The following is a 17,001-nucleotide window of genomic DNA, read 5'->3' on the forward strand; positions in this document are numbered from 1 at the left end:
TTTAAAATAACTTTTTATGAAAAATATATCAAAATTATACATAATGTTGGTCTCACTTTTTGTGGGACTAGCAGCGTGCACGCAGGATTTTGAGGAGATCAATACTGATCCCAATAATCCTACTGAAGTACCGGCCTCAACACTACTTACTCAAGCACAGTTTAACTTGGCGAACAGAGTATGGAGTAGGGCTATGAACTTTGAATTCGGAATGTTGATGGTTCAACATTTTTCACAAGGTGAATATGCTGAGGACTCTCGCTATAATCAGAATGTAAGTACTTTTAACACCTCATGGAATAGCTTTTATGCTAATAGTCTTTATGACTTGGTAGCAGCCAGAGAAATCGTTCAAGCAAATGAAGGCTTAAACGATGCGATTAAAGGCAATCAGACAGCTGTATTGGACATTTTGAAGGTATGGGCCATGCAAATTGTGACCGATACTTGGGTAAATGTACCTTACTCTGAAGCTTTTAATCCTGATGAGTTTGCTAACCCTGCTTATGATAGTCAACAGGATGTTTATAATGGCTTAATTGATGAATTAAATGCGGCTATATCTAGCATTACAGCTAGTGAACCAGGATTTACATCAGGTGATATTTTCTACGGTGGAGATATGGCGGCTTGGGCTCGTTTTGCCAATTCATTGAAACTGAAGATCGGAATGAGAATTGCTGATGTTGATGCTGGAACGGCTTCTACATTGGTTTCTCAAGCTTTGAATGCAGGTGTATTCACAGCCAATGACGAAGGATTCATTTTCAATTTTGCATCAGATCAAAGAATTGCAAATCCTTTCTTCGTAGATAATTCAATCAATAACAGGGATGATTTTGCTGTTTCTGATGTATTAGTTGAAAAGCTTGAAGAATTAAATGATCCGAGGTTAATGGCTTTTGCTGATACTTCTATCACAGGTGATTATACTGGCCTTCCTTATGGATTACCTGATGGTGAGTCTTTTAATTTATTTGCAACTGCTTCACGTCCTAATCCAGCAATTAGAGAGGCAACTGCACCAGCTTACTTGCTTACATACGCTGAAGTTAAATTCTTTGAAGCGGAAGCTATTGAAAGAGATTTTGGTGGATCGGGTACTGCTGAGGAAGCCTATAATGAAGCAGTTACTGCTTCAATGAACCAATGGGGATTTGATGACTCAGAAGGAGCGATTTCTGACTATTTAGCTGCTAATCCTTATGATGCTGCTAACTGGGAAGAATCAATTGGTGTTCAAAAATGGTTAGCGCTTTACACTAATGGTTTAGAAGCTTGGGCAGAATGGAGAAGATTAGATTATCCGCAACTGGAGGTTCCAGCTGCTGGTGTTAGATCTTATATTCCAGTTAGAGCACTATATACTTCTGATGAATTGGGTAATAATGGCAATTCTGTTTCAAATGCTGGTATCAATAATGAAATGAATGTTGCCCCATATTGGGATGTTAATTAATAATTTCATAAATATTTAATTTGTAAAAGAGGCTATCTCATTGAGTTAGCCTCTTTTTTTATTTATAAGCAGGTATGTCCTGTGGGTATTGATATAAATTTTCTAGACATTATATATTTTGAAAATTAATAACATTTTTCGTCTAGGCTAAAACTACATCAATCGATCTCATTTAGTATCAATTAATATGGTCTTTTAAAAGGATTAAAGATGTGTGAATAATAACATTATTTTTCACTCCCTGATTTTTCTAAAATTATTTAATAATAATTATGGTTCTGTATTTGACAAGCGCAATAATATGTCTATTTTTGCAATCGCAATAGCGAAAAAGGTCACGTGGCCGAGCGGCTAGGCAGTGGTCTGCAAAACCATCTACAGCGGTTCGAATCCGCTCGTGACCTCATTATTTTTACCTCCTGTAGTTTATTTTTTCTGCAGGAGGTTTTTTTATGCACTAATTTTCCCGCGGATGAGAACCGCAGGTTCGAAACCAATTCATTAACAATGAATTGGTTCACGAGGGGTAGTGCGGCATGGTAGCGGGTATGAGTAATCCGCTCGTGACCTCTTTTTTTTACCTCCATCAGTTATTTTTTCTGTTGGAGGTTTTTTTATGCACGAATTTTCCAGCGGATGAGAAACGCTCGGTTCGCTAAGATAAAAGCTATACATTTTAAACCCATCCTCTTAACTTCTTATTGATTTCAAGTGTAATTTGTATATAGCGTTTGCTATCGTTATTTTTAAAAGTGTGTTCGTTCTTTAATTAATTCTGTTGTGATTAAGATCTTTAATAAAGTAAAGCGTAAATTACTAAGTGAGGGAAAATTCAAGAGTTATCTTTTTTATGCAATTGGGGAAATTGTTTTAGTTGTCATAGGCATTTTGATAGCAATCAAAATTGATGATTTGAATAGAGAAAGTCAGCTTAAAAAGGAAGAAATTGAAAATTATAGATTAATAATAGTTGATCTCAAGAGAGATTCCGCATTATTTGGCCAATATCATCAAAGGGGGACCGCCTATCTGAATACATATTTTAAGCTAAATAAGATTGATAAAAGCGGTGGTGATTTTAAAGGATTGACCACGGACTTTTTGGTGAGCAACATTCAATTTAGCCCCGTGACTCAAAACAATCACCAAACCACCATTGAAAAATTAAGAAACAACCTGGTGAGAGAACAAATTAATAGCTATTTCGGACAACTGGAACAAGTGAATCAAGCCACTGATGAGTTTAATGAACTGGTTAGTCATTTTAGCAGGCCTTTCTTCTTATTAGAAAATGAAATATTTAAAAATGAAACAGTCTTCAATGCTAAAAATAGAACATTCCCACCACTATTAGGCATTACAACCGTTGATACAACAAAACTTAAGAAAGTTATGCAGCACCCACATTTTATACCCATCCTTTCGCAACTAAGAATGTCAATGGGTTTCTACTTAGCTAGTATTGAAAAATCGATGATTGAAAATCAAAATATAATTAAAGATCTTGAAGCTAAATTGTAAAGTATAGTTAGGTCTGACCATTTTAGCAATATTATATTGGCAATAGAAAACACCTTGTAAATGTGCTTCAATATTGAAACAGACTAACTTTTTGTAGAGAGATATGAAGCCAAATTAGGATTAGATTTAAAATAAGGACAAACCGAAAAATCATTAGACCAGCATCAATCCTTTACCTTTCTAGTTCCCTGTTTCTCTCTAATTTCAGCATTAATAATTTCAATACTGTTGGCTTTGTAAAACTCCTTAAGATCAACATTATCGAGTGTTTCATTTATTTTCCTTGTGACGGCATCAAGCTCTAATCCTGTTTCTTGTATCAGTAATAAGATTTTATGATGTTCCTCATTTTTTGTCAGCTTTAATAGATTCAATAGTCCAGTCATTCTGCATATAGGGCCTCTTAATTCATGCGAATTCATAAAAGCATATTTTGATAATCTTTCATTTTGCTCCTTCAATTTCTGAGTTCTATCTTGAACAATGTCCTCTAATCGCTCATTGTTGTTGGCTATTTGTTCGCTTTGATTAATTAATTCCTCATTTTTAGCTTGAATTTCGTTATTCATTCTTTGAATTTCTTCTGTTCTTAGTTCCACCTCTTTTTTGAGTTTTTTCTGGTTTTCTAGAATAAAATAGAATCGAATTCTGTAGATGGAATACAGAATAATGAGGACAGCAATGGTTATTAATAGCAGAAACCAATAAGTAGAATAGAATGGTTTTTGAATTGTAAAATCTATAACTTGTGGTTTGCTCCAAGTATTGTTATCTATGCTGGATTCTACTAAAAACCTATAATTTCCTGGTCTTAAATTCGTGTAACGGATGGAGTTAGAATTGAGTCGGTTTGTAAAGATGTAATCATTGTCAAATCCTTCCAGTTTATATCTGTACTTAATCTGATTTTCATCAAAATAGGAGATACCGATAAAGTTGAATTCAACCGTATTATTGTCGTAGTTTAGAATATTCTCCTGTTCATTTAAGCTAGTTCCTTCCGTAGTGATGGCACTTGTGATTTTAAGATTTGGAACAATATCAATGCTGATGTCTTTATCAAAATCATAAACAGAGGCACCTAATTCAGTACCTATCCAAATCTTTCCATTATTCAATTGAAGGAAAGCATTTCTGTTAATTTCATCTCCAATAAGACCATGGGCACGATTGTAATTGATTAATTTGTGCCCATCCCAAATGAATACTCCTTCATTGGTTCCAATCCATAGTTCATTATTTTTACTTACAAATAGGCCATATACGGCAACTCTATTTAATTTATCAGATAAAGAGTAGGGCACAATTTCATTATTTTTGATCACTCCCAACCCGCCACTTGTTCCAATTAGAAACTGGCCTTTCCATTTACAAATGTTATATACATTGTTGTAATTAAGTGATTCGGAGGTAATTTTCTTAACTTCTTTTGATTTTGGGTTGTAAAGAAATAGTCCATTTGATGTATTGAGAGCTGCAATGGAATCGAGCTGTAAATAATTAATATTTCTAATGTAGGGTAGGTCTGCTTCTTTTCTAACAATTTCATTTTTATAGGAGTATAAGGCTTGATTTGTAGAAAAAAATAGATCCTCACCGATATATTCTACTGAGTTAACGTAATTGGCTTGACCTTTATCGGGCAACGATATATTGGTAATTTTTTGTCCATCGTACTTTTTTAAACCGGCTGAATATGCTGCGATATACAATTTATCTTTTCCATCATTTGCAAGATCTAGTATTCTAAAATCACTGTTATGTTCAATTGTGATAATTTTTTCAATACTTCCTTGATTTAGAAAATTCAAGTGGTTCTCATTCGCTAATACAAGCTGATTTTGATAGTTTGAAATGGCGGTGACTTCGTCATCGGCTAAGCCGATATTTTGATTGTAATTCTGAAATCTTAGTACATTGAATTTAAAAAGCCCTCTGTGATCACCTACCCATATATTATTTTCAGCATCAACAAATATTTTATTGCTTTGTGCATTAAAAATTCGTCCGTTAATGTATAATATTTCGCTCTTACCAGATGATTTGTCCAAGTACCGAGCAGAACTCATGCTACTAAAAAAAATTCTATCAAACTGGTCTATTGTTAAGTTATGCTTATTAAAACGACTAATTTCATTAACACCTGTGTTTTCGTTTAAATATTTGAATTCACTATTTTTATAGAGCCCTAACCAATTTCTTCCCAACAGATATAATTCATCTTCTTTAAAGCTAATTTTTAGGATTTCTTTTTTATCGTCTAAGAGTGCATTAACTGGATGTTGCTTTAAGGATTTATTATAAACATATAGTCCTTCTTTTGTTGATACATATATACTTTCCTCCTTAAAGCTTACAGCATTTATCCGGTATGTGCGTTTGTCGGAGAGGGATATTTTTTGAACCGTACCAGCCGAAGTATTAATTAGATTCAATTTGTTTCGGTCAGCTATTACTATCATATACCCATTGTCAATCATTTTGACATCAAAAGTAAACTTTCCTTCTATATCTTTAGAAATTACCGAATGCCATTGCTCATCTTTCAAGTAACGAACAGTAAAGCCGTCACTATTTTGTCCGGCCACCCAAATAGACCCATCGTCAAGCGATTTTATAAAAGAATATGGAGAATTAGGAAGTTTTAGGCTATCAGGATAAAGTTTCCAATTTAGGGAATTGTAATTGACAATACCTTTGGAGGTCATGAACCACATGATTCCATCTGGAGATTGGGTGATATCATAAATAGCATTTGTTGGCATTCCATCACGAAGTGAATATAATTTTGCGGGGTAAAATTGACCCAAAGCTTTACTACTCAACAAAGATAAAATCACTAAAAGAACCAGAATTCTTGATTGAGTTTTAGCCCCATTTATAGCAGGAGAAAAGTACTTTATAGTTTGTATAATTTTGATAATCAATTTATTACCCTATAATAGTTTTAACAATATTTTGTAATATCGTAGTTTTGATTTTAAAATTAAGATTAATTTAGTGGAATTTGGTATTAATGTATGGTTGAAACTAAAATTTTCGATAAAATGAGATGGAGTCCACTTAAAACCTCTTTCTAATCTACTGCTGGCAATAGCCAAGCAAATACTATTAATTACCAACTAAGTTAGACACCTCTTTTCTCTTAATACTTTTAATTAATTTTTAGTTTAAAATTATTTGCGAATTTCATTCTGATAATTGAACCTGCTACCTTTGACCGGACAGTAAGTTAAGCTTTTTATAATGTCTTGTCTTTTGAATCAAGCAAACTACTTATATTTCTGTCGTTTTAGTCCTGAAAGGACGTCCTATTATAACACAGGGTGAAGCCCTGTGAAAAAAATACAAATGACTTCAAAGCCCTGAAAGGGCGCAATATTACGCCCTTTCAGAGCTTTTTCTTTGTTTATTCATATATGTAGGGCTTCACCCTACTTTATGATATACCAGCCCTTCGGGCCTAAAGGCAAACAGCAATTTGATACATTTAACTGAAAGATATATTTAATTAATCCTTAATTCATGTGCTATGGTTATCTCTTAACTTAACGACATTGAACCCACGCGTGTCGTGTGTGTCTATAACCAAAGTCAGAAAATATATTATCAACCATAGCCCAGCTTGTATATGAGTAGAAAGTATAAATTCCACAATAAAGACGGCTTATATTTTGTCAGCTTTGCCACGGTATATTGGATTGATTTGATGGTACGAGAGCAGTATTTTTCAATCCTTATTGATAGCCTAGATTACTGTAGAAAAAATAAAGGAATGGAAATTTATTGTTATTGTATTATACCAAGTCATTTATATTTGATTTTCAGAGCTAAAGAAAATAATCCAGATAGAGTTTTAGGAAGGTTTAAAGAATTTACGTCTAAGCAATTACAAGCATCCATAAAAGAAAATATTCAAGAAAGCCGTAAGGAGTGGATACTTTGGATAGCCTGTCCCGATTATTATCGGGATTAAAAGAGCAGGCTCAAAGAGCAGTAATGTAACAGGAAGTCAATTGTGGCAGCATAATAATAAACCGATAGAATTGTACAGTAATGTAGTAATCGATCAAAAAGTTAATTATATTCATCAGAATCCAGTAGTTGCAGGTTTTGTAAATGAGGCTCATCATTGGAAATATAGTAGTGCTATTGATTATAGTGGTGGAAAGGGTGTTTTGGAAATTGATTTTGTAAATTAGCAAATATAGGCTTTGTTGCAGATAGGCACACGCAAAAATGCGTGCGCCAGTTGGGGTGCCAGCTGGGATGAACTTAAAAAAGGCAATTATGAAAGAGGGTAATGATAGATTTTTTAAAATTCTTTTAATAAGAAGGCTAATGTTTTCAGCTGGGATATCCATTTTAATTGGGCTATCAATTGGCTATTACTTTCAAAAAACAAATTATTATCATAGAGCTGTATATAATATATCTCAGACTGAGATTAGTTATGAAGAATACAAGGAAAAAAGAGGCAGTGACAAAAAATACGTTTATTCTGAAAATAGATTTAACCATGAATTTGCATTGACATCTGGGTTAGGTGTTTTTGGATTCTTGCTTGTTATTAATTCGTTTTTAAAGAAAAATTATAGTAATTAAATAATAATTGAACGAAACAAATTGCAGTCTATCTTTTCCTAATGTATGTTTTTACTTATAATATTAAGGTTGAATAAACTCAAATCATACAAATTAATAAGCTTATTACTCAGGCTTACTTAATTTTTACTACGTCACTTGGAAACTAATTTTTTATAATTGCTTTTTTTAAATCACTTCTAAATTCTATAATATCTCGCAGAATATATAGCCTTTCTTTTACATCCTTTTGATCATCACTAATGTATGGATTGATTAATTCTTCAAGTTTGAATATTAATTTTAACAATTCTGTGTTTTTGTAATTTAAAGAATTTTTAATTGGCTTGAAGTCGTTCTGTTGTAAATAGCAATCAAGAAATATGGTAAAATCATTTAGACTTTTTAGTTTGTCTTTATTTAGGGTTGCCAAATAATCATTGATAATAAGTGGGTCTGAATTTTCATCTCTGTTTTTATAGTAGTTGGTTAAAAGAGATTTAAAGAATTCAATAAATTCTGGATCAAGACTTTTTGATTTTTCTAAAATACAACTAAAATCAGCTTTTAAACCATAATAATGAGTTTCAATTGTCGTCTCTACTTTTTTTAATAGTTCTTCCATATTGCTTGCCTTTGTTAATTTCATTTGATTTCCAATTGCAATGTAATTAATGAATTTGCATAGCCGACAAAAGACAATTAATTTATTGTGTTTAAGGAATAGTGTATCTTCCTAAAGCTAGCGCACGCGTGTCGCTTGTGTCTAAATCAGCCTAAAGCATAGAAAATCGATAATTTGATCAAATTGAAGACTGACTTTAATAATATTTCATCAAACCTCCTCCCGCCTCATCTTCATTTCCCCAACACTCATATTTTTTTCTTTGGCCAATCTTCTTTCCTGGCTGGCTTCAAAGGCTGATATGCCTTGCAATTCCGATAAATAATCTAAGTGGCCCGGGGAGGTGACTACCATGATGTCATCAGCGGTGATTTGATTAGGGCTTTCATAGCCGCATGATTCTGCTAACATTTGAGTTTCTTTATAGAGTGCATCGGCATAAGTGGCTATTCTTTTGGCTGCCGATTCTATATCCAATGCCTTTTGTAATCTTTTGTTTTGAGTAGCTATGCCAGTAGGGCAGGAGTTGGTATGGCATTCCAAGGCTTGAATGCAGCCTAATGAAAGCATAAAGCCTCTGGCAATGTAAACCGCATCGGCACCTAAGGCCATGGCAACGGCAATATCGATGGTAGTAGCGATTTTACCGCTGGCAAACAACACTACTTTATTTCTAACGCCATGATGTCGTAAAGCCCAATCGGCTACTGCCAAAGCTTGCTTCATAGGTAATCCAGCATAAGAACTTAAGACATGTGGTGAAGCTCCTGTTCCACCATCCCCACCATCTACAACAATGTAATCAGGGCCTCGGCCAGGCTCATCCTTCATTTTTTTGGCGATGTCTTCAATCTCTACGGTATGACCTATTACCATTTTAATCCCGACAGGTTTGTTGGTGATTTTTCTTACTTTATCAATGAAATCAAAAAGTCCTGCCACATCAGAAAATTCTTTATGTCGGGCAGGGGCATAGGCATCTTTTCCCATGGGGATTTTTCTTATTTGGGCTATTTCGGCAGTAATTTTTTCTTTCAGCAACATACCGCCTTTACCAGGTTTAGCTCCTTGTGCCAGTTTAATTTCAAACATTTTCACTTGCGGATGATCGGCCATTTCTTTCAACAAATTGTCATCCATATCCCCTTCTTCTGTTCTAATGCCATATTTAGCGGTTCCAATCTGGAAGACTAAATCTGCACCACCATATTCATGGCATGGAGCTAATGCTCCTTCCCCTGTATTGTGTAGAATTCCTGCCATTTTAGCTCCTTTACTTAATGCAGCATGTGCATTATACGAAAGTGCTCCGTAAGACATGGCACTGATGTGTACAAAATGATTTAAAGTGTAAGTCTGAACGCCTGTATGTTCACCTATTACCTTCTTATAAAAGTGTCCTGTTTCATCTCCTGTTTTAGTCTTAGTGTTTGTAAAAGTGGCAGGCATGATAAGCGTGGTGCCTACTTTATCCATATCGATTTGACTTCCAAAGCCGATGGTGTTGCTCACTCCTGCAGAAGTGGCGTAAATCCAATTTCTGGTGATTCTATTGTAAGGCGTTTCTTCTTGGTCATTGGAGAATAAATACTGCCTTAATAGGGGACCCACTTTTACTAAAAATTTTCTACCCCAAATCACTACTGGAAAAACACGTTGTATAGGCGTATCAGTCTGTCTTTTATCATAAATGTATAAAGTGATCAAGCCCGTGATGAGAAGGGCTAGAAGAAATTCGCCACCTAATGTAAGAGCTAATTTTACTGGACCCGATTCTTGTAAAAATTCGTATTGGAAAAAGTAGCCATAAGCAGCGGTTAAAATAAGAGCGGAAATTATCCAGCCACTTGTATAGCTATTAAAGATTTTGAAAATGTACTTTAAGCGGGGACCGGTTGTGCCTGATTGAATAAATTCGCGTTCTGCCATAGCGTAAAAAGTTTATAGTTATTGGTAATATAATACAATCTATAAATCTTAGCAATAGCATTGGTCGAAATATATGGAATTAATTATCTGGTTATCAATCTATAAGCTCGCACCGCTTTTGGATGTATTCACCCAAACATTATCATTGACTCGTTGAAAGGTCACTGAAACTTGAAGGTGAAAACACTTTCAAGGGGAGTAGTTTGCATCAAGGGGAGTAGTTTGCTTCAAGGGGGAGTAATTTATGGAAGGTGAATAGATCTTCAAAAAGGAGTATTTAGTTTTTTTGAATGTTTATATTAAATATGCATCACCTCATCTGTTTATTCCAAAAGGCATCAATTAATAATTGTGCTGTAGCCGGATTAGTGGCAATGGGAATATTATGGACATCGCAAATTCGCATTAACATTTGTACATCAGGTTCATGCGGATGTTTGCCCAGCGGATCTCTGAAAAAGAGTACCATTTCTAATTTCTTCTCAGCAGAAAGTGCGGCTATTTGTGCATCCCCGCCAATGGGACCAGAAAGCAGTTTTTCTACATTTAATCCAGTGTTTTCAACATATTTACCCGTAGTTCCTGTCGCTACAAGTTCTATTTCCTTTAGTTTGTCTTTATTTTTATTGAGGAAAGAAACCATTTCGGGCTTTTTTCCATCGTGGGCTATTATAGCGATTTTCATTTTTTTCTTTTAATGGTTTTAAAGTAATCCAGTGCCAATTGGTAGCCTTTAAGGCCAAGACCTGAAATCATCCCTACGCATTTAGACGAAATAATACTTTTATGTCTAAATTCTTCTCTTTTGTAAATATTGGAGATATGAATTTCTAGTACAGGCACTGAGATGGCTCCAATGGCATCATGGATGGCCACAGAAGTATGGGTATAAGCAGCCGCATTGAGAATAATGCCATCAAATTTACCCTCAGTTTCTTGGATTTTATTCACCAATTTTCCTTCAATATTGGATTGGTAGTATTCGATTAGCAAATCGGAATTGTGTTTTTGCAATTCTAAGAAATACTCCTCAAATCCTGAAGCACCATAAATTTCCGGTTCTCTTTTGCCTAAAAGGTTTAAATTTGGACCATTGATGATAATGATTTTCTTTTTATCCATTACATTCGATTATGGCTTGGGACATATTTTTAACTGAATATAAAAATTATTTGCAATTGGAACGTTCATTAGCTGACAACTCAGTTGCGGCTTATGTACATGATGTCTTAAAGCTAAAACAGTTTTTGGATATCTCCAATCGAAATGTGGATCCACTCACAGTTTCTGCCACAGATTTACATGATTTTTTGGAATATGTAAATGAATTGGGCATGACGGTTCATACTCAAGCTCGGGTGGTGTCTGGAATAAAGGGCTTTTTTAAATATTTATTATTTGAGGATATCATTTCTGAAAATCCTGCCGAATTATTAGAAGCGCCCAAATTAGGGCGGAAGTTACCAGATGTATTGAGCCTTGAAGAGATCGATGCAATTATAAATTCTATTGATAGAAGTACACCCAATGGTCAAAGAGACCGGACTATGCTGGAAGTATTGTATTCCTCCGGACTGAGGGTAAGTGAATTGGTGAGTTTAAAAATATCCAATACCTATTTTGATATCGGCTTTTTACGGATTATCGGTAAGGGCAGTAAGGAAAGATTGGTCCCCATGGGAAATTCTGCGTCTAAACAATTGAAAATTTATATTAATGAAGTGAGGGTTCACCAACAACCAAAACCAGAGGCAAAGGATTTTGTGTTCCTCAATCGTTTTGGAGGTTCCATAAGCCGAATTTCGGTGTTCACCATGATCAAAAAACAAGTGATGATGGCAGGATTGAAAAAAAAAGTCAGTCCGCATACTTTCCGTCATTCTTTTGCCACTCATTTGATTGAAGGTGGGGCAGATCTAAGGGCAGTGCAGGAAATGTTGGGGCATGAATCTATCACCACTACAGAGATTTACACCCATCTAGATAGAGATTTTTTAAGTCAGACCTTAAAGGAATTTCATCCTAGGGCTTGAAGAAGATTCAATATTTTTTACGTTAAAAACCAGAGTTCAATTAATAAATCTACTGTTTCCTCAAAGTGGAAGAGGCTATAAAGGGAAATTAGGCTACTCTTGATTTTAAAAAAAAACTCTAAAATTACTTCTAAACAAATTTAGAAAGTCTTTTTACAGATTACAATCATATATAAAACCCTAAAATCGAAGGATATTGACAAGATCTGGGGTTTTATATGCTATTTAATAAAGTATGTATCAAATTATATTTTGCAGTTTCTACTTTTTCTTTTTGCTTGAACAAAAAGAAACAAAAATTCAAGACAAAAATAAGCTTCAACCCACATCCTCGTCTGGCTCGCATTTTTGTCCTCCTCCCCGCAATCTTCGATCAAGATTTTATGTGGTTTGAAGGGCATGTGGTATTTTAATTGAGTTACCGAAATAACGCTCTGAAGTATTCATGATTTAAAAACTAAAGTATAAATCTATTTGATGATCAATTGTTTGATTAGTAGATTATCAATGGTCTCAAGATAAATGAAATAGATTCCGCTATTTAAATCTCGCACAGAAATTTCTAATTCCTTTGTATCATTAAAATTGATGTTTTTAATGATCTGTCCTAAGCTATTTCTAATCTGAATTTTTTCAAGTGTATGTTGACTTTCATTTTTCAGATATACAATTTGTTGAGCAGGATTAGGAAATATAATTATTTTTGATTTCCATTCATCTCCTACGCCCAGTACCCCATTTTCTAAATCAATTTCAACAGTAATTTCATTGCTAAAATTTGAATTACCCCTTGAATTTCTGGCCAATACCCTATAATTGTAATTGCCTGAATTTAAAATTTCTTCATATCTTTCACTATCCGCTTCCAATTCTGCCACCGAGATATAGTCATTTCCGTTGTCAGATCTTTGGACTCTATATGAACTTTCATTTTGGGCATTATCGATCCAACTGAGCCTTATGGTACTATCATTCAATAGCTCAAAGTCCAAATCAGTGGGGGCAAGTGGAAATCCAATCAAAGTTTCAATTTCTACTTCACTTGAATAATTGCCATCTCCATTTTCATTAAATCCTTTTAATCTGTAGAAATATACAGTTTCTTCTTCTACTGATTCGTCAACATAATCAAAGGAATTCGCTTCCAATTCGGCCAAAACACTAAAGTTTGAATTATCATTCAGGGATCTCTCCAGTACATAACCCTCTTCTAAATCAGTATCATCTGTCCATTGTATTAACACATTACCACTTTCCAAATTAGAAGCAGATATTGTAGAAGGTGCAGGAGGAACCTGAAGTTGGGTAGTAATATTGGTCTCATTCGAATATTCTGATGAGAAAATATCCAAGACTGCCTTCACTCTATAGAAATATTGCGTTTGTCCTTCTATATCTGTATCAGTATAAGTTGAGATATTGGAATCAACCTCTGCGAATTCCTGATAATTGGTATTGTTATCAGTTGATCTTTCAATCATAAAACTAGTCTCATTATCGGAATTATCTGACCATGATAGTTCTATAGTTCCGGTTACATTTTCATCTGCAATTAAGTTTGTGGGCGCTAATATTTCAGGTGGTACAACATCCAATAAGCACAGATCAAGCGACCATGACTCCAATTCTCCGCCATCCGCGGCAAACCGATCAATGATAATAAGTTTCCAATTCCCTTCTGAATTTTCTCCTTCTAGGGTAGCGAGGGCTTCCTCAGGCTTATAAGTTCCTCCATCGGTTGGTGGACAGGGTAAAACTGAAGATGCGGCCTCATCACTAAAGGAAACATTAAAATTATCCTGATCATCACAAATATTTGAAATCAATGTGATTTGAGTACCACTAGGGCTTTCTAATATGAAACTTAAATCATTAATATAGGAATGTGTGCCCACTAAATTGGTAACGGAAATGGATTCAACTTTTCCTGAGTATGGAATATTGATGATAGATTCAATTGTATCCGCATTTTCAGATGAAATCGATAGAGGTAGATCTCCTGCTTCGTATATATCACAGATAATATCTGCAGTTGAAAAAGAAATAACATTTGAAAAATCACTTTCCCCACAATTATTCATGGCCTTTACTCTGACAAAATAGCTTGTGAGTTTTTGCAGGTTTTCTTGTACTTTATACTCTTTTGCATTTACAACCTCAACAGAATCTACTAGACTATTAAAGTTATTATCTGAAGCAATTTCAATTATATAGCTAGCCTCCAAATTGCTGTCTTCCCAAATTATGGTTGGGCTTAAATTGATATCATTATCGCCATCTAAAGGAAAAGTAATATTGGGTGTTGTTGGAAATGCAGATATACTAAAGCTCAAATTTTCACTTTTTGATTTGTCCACAGTATTGGCATCCAATGTGAAATTAAATTCCCCTGTATTTTGGTTGGTATTGGTAATTCTTAAGGTGGTACTTTCACCAGGCGTAAGAGGGTTTTTATCAAAAGAGACCTCAAAATCAGTCAAGTCACTTACTGATAAATTAATGCTTTCATCATATTCTAAAATTGAGGTCGTATTAATGGTAAATGTAATTTCATCTTCCGGACAGTACTGATTACCATCAAGTTCAGCTTCCAAAGTGAAGGTGGGTTCAGTAGTTTCTGAAATAGTAAAGACGTCTGGGCTAATATTGAAGAAAATATTATTAGATGCTACTACTTTTATTTTTGCCTGATTGGTATTGATATTCGGTAATTCAATAGGTTCTGAACCGTCATTTGCTGTATTTTCCAACAATTTTTCAGTAAAGGTTTGGCCCCCATCAGTAGATAGGTAAATATCCACCAATTCCGCATTTACAGGATCAATATTGGTATTGTTTACTTCCCAATTGACTGTGATAATATTGAAACCACTATAATCTCCAGAAATAGAATCTACCGTGAAAGGGCCTGCCTGATCTGTTACACTAAAGCTGACTTCATCATAATCAACCGCAGCAATGACTTGATTATCTCTTACTGTGAGCCTGAAATTCAAGTCTCTTGCATAATCCGGTAATATTTCTCCTTTAGTCTGTGTGCCATTAAGGATATCCGAAATTTGCGGGAAGATTCTAAAGCTATCAGCAGTAGGCGAAAAAGATCGGAACAATGGTGCATTGTCTTCAGGTAAATTTGGAGAACCTGCAGGGCCTAAGTCAAACTGTTCCCAAGCATAGGTCAGCTGATCACCATCTGGATCGGAGGCTGTACCACTAAGCTGAAAAGGGGTGTTAATAGGAATGGTAAAACCACCTTGGCCAGCTTCCACAATCGGAAGGCTGTTACCCGTTTCCGTAATAGCCGCACAGTTGTTCCCTACATTATCTTGAATATAAGCATTCATGAAATCTAAACTAGCAGTATGAAAATAAGGATCACTGTTATTTTGAATATTATCGCTACCACATATTCCGGCATAAGCCATAATAGTTGAACCACTACCGGGTTCATAGGCAGAGTCAGCATTTCTATTATCACCAGAGCAAGAACCAACAGTTCCGTTAAAAGTATGTGGTGCACCAAATTGATGACCAATTTCGTGTGATACATAATCTACATCAAAGGGATCGCCTATGGGTTGGTTTATTCCTGTTACGCCTTTTCCTTTTGAAGAATTTCTACAAACAACTCCTAATCCGGCAAGTCCTCCAGCTGCAGTTGAAAAGTTATGTCCTATATCATAATTCTGATTGCCAATTATACTGTCTATTACTGCTTGATTTTCATCAATTAATATCCCAACATCATCAACAGTAAACGGGTCTGTATCACTATCGGTAAAAATGATTTCATCATTGTTTCCCACCAACACCATCCTAACTGCAATTTCTTTTTCATAAATGCTGTTGACTCTATTCATAGTGGTCACTATGGCAGACAATCCGTCTTCTACAGTACCCCCATGAAATTGAGTATATTCCCCAGTAGCGGCCACCGCTATTCTGTAAGTTCTTAATTGAGTGCCGGAAGGCTTTTGAATGCTTCCTGTTTCCACCATGGATTGCATCCGTTGAAATTGAGCTTCATCCACAATAATGGGATCTAAATCTTCAAATCCTGCTATTTTAGGATCTCTTTTCAAATCCCTTTTGTAGTAGATTTGGTAATCTTGGTTCTGATTTTGTATTGGATCAATAAAGAATACTCCTTTGTCGGAATAGACCATGGCGTGAAAGCCTTTTTTACTTATATCTAAGCGTACAGTTTCACCCGTTTTAAGATTCCTCCCGCTATAAGTTTTAATGGTGGGATATTTCTTAGCTAAGGCCGATGCCATAATGGGGCTTTCCTGCAATTTGAAATCGTGAAATGTTCCGTCAGGGTAGGGGATGCTAAAGCTTAATTCAGGGTTTTGATTTAATACTGTTTTTAACTGAGTGATGTCTAACTTCAAAAATTTTTGTTTTTCAAGAGGAATTAGTCTTTCAGAAGATGTAGCATTACCTTCCGTCCAAAATTGCTTTGTGGAATTTTGAGCATTTGCAAAAATGCTACTAAAAAAAGTGATAGTAATAATTAGAAATAATTGTATCCTCATCTCGATCAAATAAATAATTTCACAAATGTCAATATTGATGACATCTTAAAATATAAATTTAATAAATAATGCTAAGCATTTTTGATCAAAATGTAAGGATTTAATACATCTCGAAACTTCAGAGTATAATGTACTCCTTATTTTTAACCTGAGTTCGATTAATAGAAGCACCGTCATACCGGAAAATTAATACTTAAATCTCCAAAAAGTATTAATTTGTCCGGTATCTCCTTCCAAAAGCTATTTTAAGATTTCGGATAATTTTCTTTTTTTAAAATGTAATCCCGATTTATCGGGACCGAAATGACGCTT

Annotated in this window: 12 protein-coding genes and 1 tRNA gene; 7 read left to right on the plus strand and 6 right to left on the minus strand. The window is 34.8% G+C overall.

The features are described 5' to 3' along the window. Positions 1–16 precede the first annotated feature (16 nt). From ACFE0M_RS11555 to ACFE0M_RS11565, 3 genes are all read left to right on the plus strand, one after another. Positions 17–1,459, plus strand: coding sequence for a SusD/RagB family nutrient-binding outer membrane lipoprotein (locus ACFE0M_RS11555; RefSeq protein WP_434545920.1), 1,443 nt, complete (start codon positions 17–19; stop codon positions 1,457–1,459). A 333-nt stretch (positions 1,460–1,792) separates the two neighbouring features. Further along, positions 1,793–1,863: transfer RNA gene (locus ACFE0M_RS11560), tRNA-Cys, on the plus strand. A 508-nt stretch (positions 1,864–2,371) separates the two neighbouring features. Beyond that, positions 2,372–2,980 (plus strand): hypothetical protein, encoded by a 609-nt coding sequence (locus ACFE0M_RS11565; protein WP_434545921.1) that lies wholly within the window; start codon positions 2,372–2,374, stop codon positions 2,978–2,980. Between the two features lie 164 nt (positions 2,981–3,144). Here the strand turns inward: ACFE0M_RS11565 and ACFE0M_RS11570 are convergent, their stop codons facing one another. Next, entirely contained in the window at positions 3,145–5,805 is a 2,661-nt protein-coding gene (locus tag ACFE0M_RS11570) for a ligand-binding sensor domain-containing protein (RefSeq protein WP_434545922.1), read from the minus strand. Positions 5,806–6,611: 806 nt separating this feature from the next. Between ACFE0M_RS11570 and ACFE0M_RS11575 the strand changes: the two genes are divergently transcribed. The 3 genes from ACFE0M_RS11575 to ACFE0M_RS11585 all read left to right on the plus strand — a co-directional run bounded on the left by ACFE0M_RS11575 (position 6,612) and on the right by ACFE0M_RS11585 (position 7,585). Next, entirely contained in the window at positions 6,612–6,956 is a 345-nt protein-coding gene (locus tag ACFE0M_RS11575) for a transposase (RefSeq protein ID WP_434545923.1), read from the plus strand. 70 nt (positions 6,957–7,026) lie between these two features. Then, complete coding sequence (locus tag ACFE0M_RS11580; protein WP_434545924.1) at positions 7,027–7,182, plus strand: hypothetical protein; 156 nt, start codon at positions 7,027–7,029, stop codon at positions 7,180–7,182. A gap of 88 nt (positions 7,183–7,270) precedes the next feature. Next, positions 7,271–7,585, plus strand: coding sequence for a hypothetical protein (locus ACFE0M_RS11585; RefSeq protein WP_434545925.1), 315 nt, complete (start codon positions 7,271–7,273; stop codon positions 7,583–7,585). Between the two features lie 145 nt (positions 7,586–7,730). On the opposite strand, the gene ACFE0M_RS11590 is transcribed toward ACFE0M_RS11585, so the two are convergent. The 4 genes from ACFE0M_RS11590 to aroQ form a co-directional block, all read right to left on the minus strand. After that, complete coding sequence (locus ACFE0M_RS11590) at positions 7,731–8,213, minus strand: hypothetical protein (protein ID WP_434545926.1); 483 nt, start codon at positions 8,211–8,213, stop codon at positions 7,731–7,733. Positions 8,214–8,399: 186 nt separating this feature from the next. Next, complete coding sequence (locus ACFE0M_RS11595; RefSeq protein WP_434545927.1) at positions 8,400–10,118, minus strand: glutamate synthase-related protein; 1,719 nt, start codon at positions 10,116–10,118, stop codon at positions 8,400–8,402. A 310-nt stretch (positions 10,119–10,428) separates the two neighbouring features. Continuing rightward, positions 10,429–10,803 carry a methylglyoxal synthase gene (locus ACFE0M_RS11600; protein ID WP_434545928.1) on the minus strand — a complete coding sequence of 125 codons (375 nt, stop codon included), beginning with the start codon at positions 10,801–10,803 and terminating at the stop codon, positions 10,429–10,431. Next, positions 10,800–11,240 (minus strand): type II 3-dehydroquinate dehydratase, encoded by a 441-nt coding sequence (gene aroQ, locus ACFE0M_RS11605; protein WP_434545929.1) that lies wholly within the window; start codon positions 11,238–11,240, stop codon positions 10,800–10,802. Before aroQ ends, ACFE0M_RS11600 begins: the two co-directional genes overlap by 4 nt. An 11-nt stretch (positions 11,241–11,251) precedes the next feature. Between aroQ and xerD the strand changes: the two genes are divergently transcribed. Beyond that, the gene (gene xerD / locus ACFE0M_RS11610; RefSeq protein WP_434545930.1) at positions 11,252–12,151 is read left to right on the plus strand and encodes a site-specific tyrosine recombinase XerD; all 900 of its coding nucleotides are present in this window, start codon (positions 11,252–11,254) and stop codon (positions 12,149–12,151) included. A gap of 470 nt (positions 12,152–12,621) precedes the next feature. Here xerD and ACFE0M_RS11615 read toward each other — a convergent pair whose 3' ends face one another. Beyond that, the gene (locus ACFE0M_RS11615; RefSeq protein ID WP_434545931.1) at positions 12,622–16,689 is read right to left on the minus strand and encodes a reprolysin-like metallopeptidase; all 4,068 of its coding nucleotides are present in this window, start codon (positions 16,687–16,689) and stop codon (positions 12,622–12,624) included. Between the last annotated feature and the right edge of the window lie 312 nt (positions 16,690–17,001).

Source organism: Marivirga sp. (assembly GCF_051117495.1).
Taxonomy (GTDB): Bacteria; Bacteroidota; Bacteroidia; order Cytophagales; family Cyclobacteriaceae; genus Marivirga.